This is a genomic window from Streptomyces sp. NPDC002125, from assembly GCF_053593715.1.
In genome coordinates, this window is record NZ_JBSFDD010000012.1 from 16,992 (window position 1) to 29,239 (window position 12,248).

Here is a 12,248-nt window from a genome sequence, read left to right on the forward strand (position 1 = left end):
GTCAGGATTGTGCCGCAGCCCGGCGCCCGTACCGCCCGTACGCGCCGGGCAGGGCGGGTCCCGCCCCTGCCCGGCGCACCGTCCGTGCCACCGGGGCGGCACGGACACAGCAGGCAGGCGTCCTACACGCGGGCCCCGTTGTCAGCGGGGTCCCTGCGTGTCCGCCCGGCCGCCGCCCCGCGCTTGGGTGCGCGCTTCCTGGCCGGGGGCGGAGCCTTGCTGCTCCGCTCCAGGAGGAGCGCCCCCGGGACGGCGGTCAGCACGGAGGAGTACGTCCCCACGCAGATGCCGATGAGGAGGGCGAGCGCGAAGTCCGCGAGCGAGTCCCCGCCCAGCACGGCGAGGGCCACCAGGATGAACAGGGCTCCCATTCCCGTGTTGACGGTGCGTGGCACGGTCTGGAGCACGGCGCGATTGGCCACGTCGGCGACCGGTGAGCGGCGGGCCCTCGCCCAGAGCTCCCGTACCCGGTCGAAGACCACCACCGAGTCGTTGACGGAGTAGCCGATGACGGTGAGCAGGGCGGCCAGGAAGATGCCGTCGACGGGGCGGCCGAGCCAGGCGAACGCGCCGACCAGCACGATGACGTCGTGCACCAGCGCCCCGACCGACGCGACGGCGAAGGTCCACCGGAACCGGGCCGCGAGATAGACGAGTTGCACGAGGACGGCGACGCCCAGCGCGATCAGCGCGTTGCGCCGCAGCTCGTCGCCGAGGCTGGGCCCGATGAGTTCGTCACGCACCTTGGTGGTCTCACCGCCCACCTCGGCCAGGGCGGCCCGCAGGGCGTGTTCGCCGTCGTTGTCGAGCTTCCCGGTACGTACGGAGAGGTCGCGGTCGTCCGCCGTGGTGACCTCGGCGTCGTCGAATCCGGCGGCGGCGATCGCATCGCGGGCGGTCTCGACGTCGACGGTGCGGCTGGTGGAGTACTCCATCAGCCTGCCCCCGGTGAACTCGACGCCCAGGTCCACGCCGCGCACGAGGATGCCGCTCACGGCGAGGACGACGACCGCACCGGACATCATCAGCCAGCGGCGCGGCGAACGGAACAGCTGCGGGTCGCGCCCGTTCAGCCAGGTGCGGACGCGGCCGGGCCGTCCGATGCCGTTGACGCTCCGGTAGTCGTTGACGAACCGGGAGCCCGCGGCGAGCTCGGTGAGCGCCCGGGCGATGACCAGCGCCGAGAACATCGAGGCCAGGACGCCGATGGCGAGCGTGACCCCGAAGCCCTTGACCGGTCCTGCGCCGAGGAAGAAGAGCAGGGCCGCCGCGATGAGGGTGGTGACGTTGGAGTCGGCGACCGCGCTCCACGCGTTACGGAATCCGGCGGTCAGCGCGGAGCGCAGCGAGCGGTTCCTCCGGTCCGCGTACTCCTCGCGGGCCCGCTCGAAGACAAGGACGTTGGCATCGACCGCCATCCCGATGGCGAGGACGAACCCGGCGAGGCCCGGCAGGGTCAGGGTGACTCCGAGGGCGACGAGAGCGGCGTAGAAGATCACGCCGTACGCGGCCAGGGCGACGGCGGCGAGAGCGCCGAAGAGGCGGTACACGAAGGTGATGAAGAGCGCGGTCGCCGCGGCGCCGATGAGGGCGGCACGGGCGCTCGCGTCGATGGCGGCGGCGCCGAGCGTCGGGCCGACGGTGCGCTGCTCGACGATCTCGACGGGCACGGGCAGCGCGCCGCCCTTGATGAGCAGAGCGAGATCGCGCGCCTCGTCGGCACTGAAGGACCCGGTGATCTGGGTGGAACCGGAGGGCAGCCCCACCGAGCAGCCGACCGACGGATCGACCTGCGGCGAGGAGATGACCTTCCCGTCGAGGACGATCGCGACGCGCCGCCGTTCGTCCCCGGGCGGGTTGCAGGCGGCGTCCCCGGTGAGGCGCTGCCACTGCTTGCCGGCGTCCTTGTGGAAGTCGAGCGAGACCGTCCAGCCCGCGCCCTGCTGGGCGTCGAACTGGGCGGTGGCGTCCTTGACCCCGGCGCCGGAGAGGCGCTCGGGCCCGAGGGCGAGCGGCGTGCCCTGTTCGTCCGGAAGCGCGGTGTGCTCGCCCGTGCCCGTACCGGGTTGCTGGACCGCGTGGAAGCCGAGCTGGGCGGTCTTGCCGATGACGTCCGCGGCCTGGCGCGGGTCCTGGACGTCGGGGAGTTCGACGACGATGCGGTCCTCGCCCGAGCGGGTCAGGGCGGGTTCGGCGACACCGAGGGAGTCGATGCGCTGCCGGAGTACCTCCAGGGTGCGGTCGGTGCTCTCCCGGTCCGCCTTCGCGGAGCCGGAGTCCTTGGCCTGGAGCACCATTCGGGTGCCGCCCTGGAGGTCGAGGCCGAGTCTGGGTGACATGGTCAGCGTGATGAACACGGACACGAGCAGAACGGCGGCAGCCAGAACCGCTCGCACCGTGGTGGCGCGAGACATGGGTATCCCCTCGAGTGGGCGTAGTCCGCCCTGGACTCAAGGAGGCCGGGACCCCGGAGAGACCGGGCCCCGGACGATTCGGGACCCGGCGGGGCCGTGACTCAGAGAGGCTGACGCGGGCGGTTCGACAGGTCTGTGGAACAGGGCCGGTGACGGGCCGGCTGACCCGCCGTCACCCCGGGAGGTCCACGCACACCGGGAAGCGCCGCCTTGATCCTGCCGTGCACGAGGAGTGCGGCCCTCGCGGCCCCCGGCACGGCGCCGTGCGGGAAGAGGAGGCCGGGCGGGCACGCGGGCAGAGCACCGTGCCCGGGCGGCGGAACGTGGAGCGGCCCATGCGGACGATCCACCCCCGCACGCGGCCCCGGTACGGGTACGGCCTCGGCCCAGCGCGCGGCTTCGGGCAGACCGGAGACCTGCGCGGCGGCAGCGGTGGCCGGAGTGGTGTGTGTGGCGGAGGCGGACGCGGAAAGCCCGGCGGCCCTGGAACCCGGCAGCGGCGCGGCAACGGCGGAACCCGAGGGCAACGCGGTGGCAGCCGCGGCCGGACGCGCGCCCGGGCCCGAAGTGAGGCCAGAGGTGGAACCCGCAGGCAGCTCGACGGACGCAGCAGCCGGAAGTGCGCCCGGGCCAGAGGCAGAGGTGGGACCCGCAGGCAGCTCGACGGACGCAGCAGCCGGAAGTGCGCCCGGGCCCGAGGTGGAAGCAGCGGTGGAACCAGCAGGCAGCGCGGCGGTGGCAGCCGCGGGCGTGCCGCCGAGCAGGGTGAGGACTGCGAGCAGGAGTGCGGAGAGGACGTACGGGAGCGCGTCGGGCCGCCCGCGCGGGGGCGGGTTGCCCAGGGGCGCCCCCTGGAGGCGGCTCACCTCGGCCGGGCCGGGAGAAAGGGCACCGCGCCCGCGCCACCGGAGCGCAGGACGGAGTCCAGGATCAGCCCGGCACCCCGCACGACAGCGGTCGAGGGGTCTTCGTCGACGCGGACGGGAACACCGAGGGAATCCGCGATGCGCTCGGTCACGTCGGCTCGCAGTGCTCCCCCGCCGGTGAGCACGGGACCTCGGCGCAGCGCCCCGCGTACCGCGCCGTCTCTGTCCTCGCGCCACATGGACGTGACCATATCGAAGACGTTCCGGACGAGTGCGGCGGGCAAGGACTCCGGGCCGAGATCGCTGAGCCCCGTCTCGGCCTGGCGGGCGTCGACGACCACCGCGTCCACGAGCAGGGCCACTTCGGTCAGCTCGGCACCCAGGTCGACGACGAGCACCGGGCCGCCGTCCCCCGGCCCGGCGCACGCGGCGGCGGCACTGGCGCTGTTGAGGACCAGAACGCCGGACGGGCCCAGCGCGCCGAGGAGTTCCCTCGCCAGAGCGCGATGCGTGGGTCCGGCCAGCACGGGATGGCTGAGGACGATCATGCTGTCCTGCCGGTGGGCCCCCAGTGCGGTGTCCGCGAGGCGGCCGAGCAGCCTTGCGCAGGAGTCCGCGTCGACGATGCGACCTCGCCGGACCGGTCGGCGGGTGCCGTCGTCCCAGCCCGCCGGACCGGGCACGAGTCCCCGGCCCGGAACCCAGGCGCGGGCCCCGGAACTGCCCAGGTCGATGGCCACCCCGCGCGCCGCACCGGCGTGTGCGTCCCGTCGCGCGAGGACCGGCCGGCCGCGCCGTCGGCCGTCCCGTGCAGACCGCATCGCCCCTCACCCTCCGGCGCCCGCCGCTGCGGCCGTGCACCACTCACCGCCACGCCAACCCCGGATAGTGAGGCCAGTCCAAGCCCTCACTATGCAATACGGGACATATAAACACCAGCCCTCTGCGATTCCAAGGCGCACCTACGTGTGCGCCTTTCACGCCTCCTGCGTCAGATAGGCCTCCACGAGCTCCGCGAACTCCTCGGGCGTGGCGATCCTGATCTCCAGGTCCTCCGCCTTGGCCCGCTTGGATCCTGCCTTCTCACCCGCGACGAGCAGGCTCGTGCGCTTGGAGACACTGGAGGACGACTTCCCTCCGGCCCGCTCGATCAGCTCGTTCATCTGATTGCGCGAGAGCTTCTCCAGAACACCCGTCATGGCACCGGTGACCACCACGGTCATTCCGCCGAGCGGCAGGCCGTCCGCCGGCTGCCCCTCCCCCGGAACATCCGCACCGGGCTCGGGCTCGGCACCGGGCTCCGGCGGCGGGGTCGCGCCGGGCTCCGTCATGGAGACTCCGGAGGCCACGAGCTTGGCGATCAGCGGCGCCAGCTCCACCAGCTCCGCGACGACAGCCGCGGCCTTCTCCTTGCCTATGCCGTCGACCCGCTGCAACTCCTCCACGTCGGCCGCGACGATACGGTCCATCGAGGCGAAGTAGCGCGCGATCCGGCGGGACATGGAGCGGCCCGTGCCCCGCACCCCGAGGGCACAGAAGACCCGGGACAGCGGGCGGGTCCTGGCGATGTCGATGGCTGCCAGCAGATTGTCGGTGGAGGTCTCCCCCATCCTGTCCAGGGAGAGCAGCTGCTCCCGCTCCAGCGTGAAGAGGTCGGCGAAGTCCTGGACGAGGCCCGCGTCCACGAGCTGGACGACACGGGTGGCACCGAGGCCCTCGATGTCCAGCTGGTCGCGCCCTGCGGCGTACGAGACGGAGGCGACCAGGCGGCAGTCCCGCCCGCGCGTACAGCGCCAGCGCTGCTCGCTCATGTCGATCTCCGAGCCGCACTGGGGGCAGACCTCGGGGAATTCGACCGGCTTCTCGTCACCGGTCCGCAGATGGGCGACGGGTGCCTCGATACGGGGGATGATGTCGCCCGCCTTGTAGACCATCACCTGGTCGCCCAGGCGCAGATCGCGGCGGGTGATGTCGGCCGGGTTGTGGAGCGTGGCGTAGGTGACGGTCGATCCGTCGATCTCGACGGGCTCCAGGACGGCGCGCGGCGCGATGATGCCGGTCCTGCCGACGTTCCACTCGACGCCCAGCAGCCGGGTGACCTTCTCGACCGCGGGCAGCTTGTACGCGATGGCCCAGCGCGGGGCCCTGGTCCCGGACCCCGCGTCGCGCTGGTCGGCCGCCAGATCCGCCTTGATCACGATGCCGTCGATCCCGAACGGCAGCGAGGCACGCAGCGCGGCGATCTCCTCGACACCGGCCTGCACCTCCTCGGCCGTGGTGACCACGCGCGGGGCGACCGCCGTGTCCGCGGCGGTGTGCACACCGAGCCCGGCGACACGCTCCAGGACCTCGCTGTGCGGGAGTCCGGCCAGGGCCTCGGCCAGCTCACCGGAGTCGGGCAGCGCGAGCGCCCCGTACGCGAAGAAGGTCATCTCCACGCGATACGGGCGGTCCTTGGCCCTGAGGGTGCCCGCCGCGCCGTTCCGCGGATTGGCGAAGGGGGCGGCGCCGTGCTCGGTGCGCACCGTGTTGGCCTGCTCGAACTGCTCGTTGGTCATGAGGATCTCGCCGCGCACCTCCAGGGTCTCCGGGGCACGGAGCCGCTCGGGCAGGCCGAGCACCGTCCCGATGGCGTGCGAGACGTCCTCCCCGGCCGTCCCGTCGCCGCGGGTGATCAACTGGTCGAGCCGGCCCCGCCGATAGCGCGCGGCGACCGCGAGACCGTCGAGCTTGGGCTCCACGCTCCAGGAGGCGACGGGTCTGCCGATCCGGCGCTCCACGGAGGCGGTCCAGGTGACGAACTGCTCGGCGGAGAAGACATTGTCCAGCGACAGCATCGGCACGGTGTGCGGCACATCGCCCGTCGCCGCCCCTCCCGCGACCTTGCCGGTCGGCGAGGCGTCCAGCACCTCCTGCGGATGCCCCTGCTCGTAGGCCGCGATGCCGCGCACCAGACGGTCGTACGCATCGTCGTCGAGGCTGCTCTCACCTGCGGTGTAGTACGCGGCGGCGGCACGCTTCGCCTCTTCCACCGCGGCGGCGTAGGCGGCGGTATCGGCGAGCGCACCAACTGAGTTCGTCGTCATGACCACCATCCTGCCGCCCACCACTGACAACGCCCTCCGGCCCCTTTTCGGAGAGCGCTCAAGAGAGCGCTCTCCCATGATCGAGCACCTCGAACTTGGTTCATCCAGCAGGTAATTGAGGGTGCGACGCAGAGGCTTGACATGCTTGCGTCACACTTCTACGTTCTCGAAGAGAGCGCTCTCTCGCTTCGTCCGGGGCACCGGCCGAAGGAACCGAAGGAACCCCACTTCCTCAGAACAGGAGTGCCGTGCTCTTCCTCAGACGACGCACGACCGGCCACGGCGGGCGCAGATCCCTGCCGCCCTGGCGCTATCGCATCGCGGGGCTCGCCGCCGCCGCGCTCACCCTGTCCCTCATCCAGGCCACCACGGGCAACGCGGCCGGCGACCCGGCCGCGAAGAGCGGGCCGAAGGCCGCTGCCGACGTGGTCCGGGTCGCCGAGTTCCTCGCCGAATGCCCCTACACGCACCGGGCGCCCGACGACCCGATCGTCCTGCCCAACCTGCCCGGCGCCTCGCACATGCACAGCTTCTTCGGCAACGACTCCACCGACGCCCACTCGGATCTGACGTCCCTGGAGAAGGCCGGCACCAGCTGTGCGCCCGTGACCGACCTCTCCGCCTACTGGGTTCCCACCCTGTACGACGGCGACAGGGAGGTGGAGCCGACCGGCACGACGTTCTACTACCTCGGCGAAGGCGTGCGGGACGACATCATCCGCACCATCAAGCCGTTCCCCCGGGGGCTGCGGATCGTCGCGGGCAACGCGAAGGCGACCGGCCCCGACGACAACACCATTTCCCGCTGGTCGTGCCTGCACCACGGCGAGGTCGATCCGTCCCACGACTTCGTCAACTGCCCGGCGGGCTCGATGATGGAGAGCTATCTGGACTTCCCCCAGTGCTGGAACGGCAAGGACCTGGATTCGGCCGACCACAAGAGCCACATGGCCTATCCGGTGGGCGGCGCCTGCCCGTCGACACATCCCGTCCCGGTCCCCAAGCTGCGGCAGGTCCTGCGCTACCCGGTCAACGGCGATCCGGCCCGCTTCCGGCTGGCGTCGGGACGCGGATACACGATGCACGGGGACTTCTTCAACGTATGGCCCGAGGCGGAGATGGCGCAGCGGGTCCGCGACTGCATCAACGCAATCATCAAGTGCGGCGCTGACGGCACTCCCTGACGTTCCGTCATTACCCCTTCCACAGGCGCCCGTCCAGGTCCGAGCGGCCCGGACGGGCGTCCCGGGAGCAAGGAGCTCCTTCCGATGCCGGCTCGTCGCACCACAGCCGTGATCCTCCTGATCTTCCTGCTGACCGCGTGCTCCCAGAAGGGAGGGGAGAACCCGGAGAGCTCGCGGGCGGCGCCGTCCGGCGCTGCTTCCGCGGACCCGACCGACTCCGCGTGGGTCCAGCTGATGATCCCGATGGACGAGCAGGCCATGGCTCTGCTGGACCTCGCGGCACGGAAGGCCACCGGGCCGGACCTGCGTCTTTGGGCGGCCCGGCTGCACAGTGCCCATGCCACCGAACTGGCGTCGTTGCGAGCGCTGCGGGACCGGATGGGGCTGCCGGACACCGATGTGCACAAGGGGCACGACATGCCCGGGATGGTGACGGCCGAGGATCTCGTACGCGCCCGAGCGGCCCGGGGAGCCGCCTTCGACCGGCTTCTCGTGACGCAGATCCACGACCATCTGCGCCAGTCGGCGCAGGTCTCGCGGTCCGAGACTTCGGCGGGCAGCGCCGAGGAGGCCAGATCGCGGGCCCGGGAGCTCGTGACGGCGCGCGGTGAGCAGTTGGCCGGCCTGTGCGCGGGCAAGGCCGCTGACGTGCCGGAACCCTTCGCCTGCGGGTCGGATCACCCGGTATAAAGACTGCATGACTGCCGATGTCTCGCCGCCCGCACGCCCCGCCACCCTGGAGGACGTCGCCGCGGTGGCGGGCGTTTCGCGGGCCACGGTGTCCCGTGTGATCAACGGTGCGACGACGGTGGACCCGGCGCTGCGGCGGGTCGTGGAGGAGGCGGTGGCCACCACGGGCTACGTCCCCAACCGTGCGGCGCGTTCGCTGGTGACCCGGCGGACGGACTCGATCGCCCTGGTGGTGTCCGAGCGTGAACGGCGCCCCGTCTCCGAGCCGTTCATAGGCCGGATGTTCTCCGACCCGCACTTCGGGCGCGTGGTCGGCGGGCTGATGGACGTGCTGCGCCCCGCCGGTATCCAGATGGTGCTGATGCTGGCCGACGACGAGGCCTCGCGCAACCAGCTGCTGTCGTATCTGCGCCAGGGGCATGTCGACGGGGTGGTGCTGATCTCCTCGCACGCCGACGATCCGCTGCCCGGCCTGCTGCACGACACCCGGCTGCCCGCCGTGCTCGCGGGCCGCCCCCGAAAGCCCTCTCCGCTCACCTACGTCGAGGCCGACCAGCGGGCCGGGGCGCAGATGGCGGCCGACCATCTGGCCGCGCTGGGGCGCCGGCGCATCGGGACGATCACGGGCCCGCAGGACATGCCCGCCGGGCAGGTACGGCTGACCGGTTTCCTGGACGCGCTGGAGCAGCACGGGATCGGCGGCGTGGCGACCGCCGAGGGCGGTTTCACGCACTCGGGCGGGGCCTCGGCGATGCGGCAGCTGCTGCGCGAACGGCCCGATCTGGACGCGGTGTTCGTCGCCTCGGACCTGATGGCGCTGGGTGCCCTGCCGGTGCTGCTGCGGGCGGGCAGGGATGTGCCCGGGGATGTCGCGGTGGTGGGATTCGACGACAGCAACGCGGCGGTGGCCTGCGATCCGCCGCTGACGACCGTGCGGCAGCCGGTGGAGGAGATGGCCTCCGAGATGGCCCGGCTCCTCCTGAAGCAGATCGGCCGTCCCGGTCTGCCCGAACCGTCGGTGGTCTTCCATCCGACGCTGGTACGGCGCGAGTCGGCCTGACCCCTGCCGGGGCGGGGGCTTCCGCCCGGGGCCGTCAGCCGCGCGCTCCGGGGACCGCGTCGCCGGAGCCGGGCACGCCGGGGCCACTCACGCCGGGGTCGCTCAGGCCGTGGTCGCTCACGCCGAGGTCGCTCAGGCCGTGGCCGCTCACGCCGAGGTCGCTCAGGCCGTGGTCGGCTCCGGTGAGACGGACGTATCCGTCCGGAGCGGTCTCCTCAGGAAAGCGTTCGTCCGCCCGCACCGACCCTGGGAAGCCTTCCTGCCGCAGCGGCACCTGCGGCCCCGAGAGCTCCCGCAGCCAGTGCGCCAGCACCCGGTGCACCGCCTCCGCCCCGACCGGGCCCGCGGTGGTTGGTTCCCCCGGACCTTCCGCCGCCACGGCGTCCATCGGGTCCGTGAGCGTGCGCGGCCACAGCAGGAACGGCCGGGACTGTTGGCCGCCGAGCCCGCCGTGCGAGCCGATCTGCTCCTCGAAGGCGTGCACCCGGCCGGTCTCCGGGTCGTACATCGAGTTGACCATCACGTCCGCCACGTGCGGGAAGGAGTCGGTCCGGCGGACCGCGTCGGCGGCACCGGCGCCGAAGACGGCGAGCGGCCCCTCGCCGTCCCTGAGCTCCGCCACCGGGACCTCCGCCCCGTCCCGGCCCAGCACCACGGACCCGTGCTTCTGGCTGCGCACGAGCAGGAAGCCGATCCCCGGATGGGCGGCGAGCGTGTCCAGCAGTGCGGGGTAGCGGCGGTCCAGCTGTTCGCGCGAGGCACGCCCCTGTATGTCGGGGAACGACAGCAGCCCGAGGTTCCCGGAGGCGAGCACGACCGGGTCGGACGGCTTCGCCGGGTGCTCGGCCTCCTGCTCCCCGTCGACGGGCCTGTGCAGCGCGATGCGCACGGCGTCACGTGCCTCGGACGCGCTGCGGGTCCGCTGTGCCCTGCGGGGTACGGGCAGCCCGCAGCCGGCCCGTACGAGGTCCTTGAGCGTGAGGCCGTAGCGCCCGGCGAAGGTCTCCCCCGGGCTCTGGCCGTGGTCGGACAGCAGCACGACGCGGTAGTCGCGCGGGGTGTGGTCCGCGATCTTCATCATGAGGCCCAGCGAGCGGTCGAGGCGCGCCAGGACCTTCTGCGCGTCCCTGCTGTCCGGCCCGGAGTGGTGGGCGACCTCGTCGTAGGCGACCAGGTCGGCGTAGACCGCGGTGCGTCCCGCGAACATGTCGCCGATCACGGCTGCGACCACCACATCGCGCTCCACGACGGTCGCGAACGCCCGGATGAAGGGGTACAGGCCGCCGCGCTTGACCCGGGGCGACTCCTTGCGGAGCCGGGCGCGGGTGGACTGACCCACCTCGCGGACCACCTCGGCGACGAAGGACAGCGCGGTGCGGACGGCGTTGGCCGGGTCGGAGAAGTAGGCGAAGTAGCCGGCCCGTGAGCGGCGGCCCTTCCCGAGCCTGGCCGCCATCGACAGGACCAGGGCGAGCTGGTCGGCGCCGCCGCTGAAGAGGTTGCCGCGGCTCGCGCCGTCGACGGTGAGCAGGCCGCCGTCACGGGTGCGGGCGATGGCCCTGCGCTGGAGTTCGAGGGCGCTCGCCGGTCTGCTGGAGACCATGACGGTGCCGCTCTCCTTCTCGTACCAGCGGAAGGCCGGCACGTCGAAGTTGCTGCCGTGCAGGATGCCGAGCTGGCTGGCGCCCGTCTGGCTGGACCAGTCGGTGGTCCACGGGGTGAGCCGGTGGCCCGCCTCGTCGGCCAGCAGCCCCGCCACGGTCGGCATGATGCCGTCGGCCGCCGCCTTCTCCAGCACGTCGTGGCCGACACCGTCGAGCTGGACGAACACCATGCCGGGCGGGCCGCCACGGCCTCCCTCCGTACTGCCCGGCGTGCCGCTGCGTCTGCGGCGGCGGTCCGCGAGGCGGGAGAGCCTGCGCCGGTAGGCGTCGTCGTCACCGACCGCGAGGGAGGTGGAGGTCGCGGAGGCGACGGCCGACATGACGGCCGCCACGACCACGGCGGTCTCCGCGTTGGCGGCGCCCCGGCCGTCCGGGATGAGCCGCAGGGCGATGAGCAGCAGTGAGCCGTTGAGGAAGAAGACCAGGGCGCCCAGCACGAGAGCGGGCACGATGAGCAGCGCTCTGACGAGCACGGGCCACACCAGGGCGGAGAGCAGGCCGAAGGCGCCCGCGCCCCAGGCCGCGGTGAAGGCGGTCCTGGTGACGGTGTCGCCGTCGTCCGACTGGAGCTGGAAGTCGGGCAGGATGCCCGCGAGGGCCAGCATCGTGAGCGTGGAGACCGCCCATACCGAGACCACGCGTACCAGCGCTCTGCCCGCCGTACGCCATCGCCCGTCACTCACGCCGTTCCACCTCACGTCCGGGCCCGGTGTTCGTCATGGGCCCGCGTCAAGCCTGTCACAGCCTTTACGGCATCCATCGGCGCCCCGGACACCCGCACGCCGTCAGCAGCCGTCGTACCCCGCGGTCGGCATGGAGAGCCTGCGGTGGACGCTGGCCTTGGTGCGCGCGGTGTAGACGGGCTCCTCCAGGCCGGCGAGCTCCAGCCGGACGCCGCGCCGCTCGCACTCGGCGGCGAAGTCCGGCACGGAGACGAGCGCCCTGGCGAGCACCCGGTCGTTGGGGGCCACGAACACGTCGACCTGTCCGCCCTCGGCTCCGGCCCACAGGGCGTGGTGGTCGGGTCGCAGCCCGTACACGCGCAGCTGGCGGGTGACGACGTATCCCTGGTCGGCGGCCCAGCGTGCGCACATGGCGTGCTGGCTGCGGGTGTCGACGAGGAAGGGGTCACCGTCGAGCTCTTCCAGTGGTGTGAGGCTGGCGATGGCCGCCACCCGTACGTCCCCGACGACGTCCCCCATGAACGGCTCCCCCCGCGCTCGGCTGCTCTCCACGACCCTACCCTTGGCGTAGCCCTGTGTAGTCGCGCGTATCCGTCCGGGG

General features: G+C 72.4%; 8 protein-coding genes. 3 read left to right on the forward strand and 5 right to left on the reverse strand.

Annotated features, from left to right (window positions below; genetic code table 11):
• Positions 1-122 precede the first annotated feature (122 nt).
• The 3 genes from secD to ligA all read right to left on the reverse strand — a co-directional run bounded on the left by secD (position 123) and on the right by ligA (position 6,366).
• Positions 123-2,414: a protein translocase subunit SecD gene (gene secD / locus ACWCQM_RS21115; protein ID WP_450916702.1), complete on the reverse strand. Its 2,292-nt coding sequence runs from the start codon at positions 2,412-2,414 to the stop codon at positions 123-125.
• Between the two features lie 862 nt (positions 2,415-3,276).
• Complete coding sequence (locus ACWCQM_RS21120) at positions 3,277-4,101, reverse strand: rod shape-determining protein (RefSeq protein ID WP_450916703.1); 825 nt, start codon at positions 4,099-4,101, stop codon at positions 3,277-3,279.
• A gap of 156 nt (positions 4,102-4,257) precedes the next feature.
• The gene (gene ligA / locus ACWCQM_RS21125; RefSeq protein WP_450916704.1) at positions 4,258-6,366 is read right to left on the reverse strand and encodes an NAD-dependent DNA ligase LigA; all 2,109 of its coding nucleotides are present in this window, start codon (positions 6,364-6,366) and stop codon (positions 4,258-4,260) included.
• Between the two features lie 248 nt (positions 6,367-6,614).
• On the opposite strand from ligA, the gene ACWCQM_RS21130 reads away from it, so the two are divergent.
• From ACWCQM_RS21130 to ACWCQM_RS21140, 3 genes are all read left to right on the forward strand, one after another.
• Entirely contained in the window at positions 6,615-7,550 is a 936-nt protein-coding gene (locus ACWCQM_RS21130) for a DUF1996 domain-containing protein (RefSeq protein WP_450916705.1), read from the forward strand.
• An 84-nt stretch (positions 7,551-7,634) separates the two neighbouring features.
• Positions 7,635-8,240, forward strand: coding sequence for a DUF305 domain-containing protein (locus tag ACWCQM_RS21135; protein WP_450916706.1), 606 nt, complete (start codon positions 7,635-7,637; stop codon positions 8,238-8,240).
• A gap of 7 nt (positions 8,241-8,247) precedes the next feature.
• On the forward strand, positions 8,248-9,300 hold the full coding sequence (locus ACWCQM_RS21140; RefSeq protein ID WP_450916707.1) for a LacI family DNA-binding transcriptional regulator: 1,053 nt from the start codon (positions 8,248-8,250) through the stop codon (positions 9,298-9,300).
• A gap of 34 nt (positions 9,301-9,334) precedes the next feature.
• Here ACWCQM_RS21140 and ACWCQM_RS21145 read toward each other — a convergent pair whose 3' ends face one another.
• Together ACWCQM_RS21145 and ACWCQM_RS21150 are read right to left on the reverse strand one after the other, a co-directional pair.
• A complete protein-coding gene (locus ACWCQM_RS21145; protein WP_450916708.1) occupies positions 9,335-11,647 on the reverse strand; it encodes an alkaline phosphatase family protein in 2,313 nt (770 codons plus the stop codon).
• 102 nt (positions 11,648-11,749) lie between these two features.
• Entirely contained in the window at positions 11,750-12,166 is a 417-nt protein-coding gene (locus ACWCQM_RS21150) for a hypothetical protein (protein WP_073748798.1), read from the reverse strand.
• Positions 12,167-12,248 lie beyond the last annotated feature (82 nt).

What these genes read in the sequence shown, in the direction of transcription:
- secD (WP_450916702.1), bottom strand. Translation starts at nt 2,414, where the DNA reads ATGTCTCGCGCCACCACGGTGCGAGCGGTTCTGGCTGCCGCCGTTCTG.
- ACWCQM_RS21120 (WP_450916703.1), bottom strand. Translation starts at nt 4,101, where the DNA reads ATGCGGTCTGCACGGGACGGCCGACGGCGCGGCCGGCCGGTCCTCGCG.
- ligA (WP_450916704.1), bottom strand. Translation starts at nt 6,366, where the DNA reads ATGACGACGAACTCAGTTGGTGCGCTCGCCGATACCGCCGCCTACGCC.
- ACWCQM_RS21135 (WP_450916706.1), top strand. Translation starts at nt 7,635, where the DNA reads ATGCCGGCTCGTCGCACCACAGCCGTGATCCTCCTGATCTTCCTGCTG.
- ACWCQM_RS21140 (WP_450916707.1), top strand. Translation starts at nt 8,248, where the DNA reads ATGACTGCCGATGTCTCGCCGCCCGCACGCCCCGCCACCCTGGAGGAC.
- ACWCQM_RS21150 (WP_073748798.1), bottom strand. Translation starts at nt 12,166, where the DNA reads ATGGGGGACGTCGTCGGGGACGTACGGGTGGCGGCCATCGCCAGCCTC.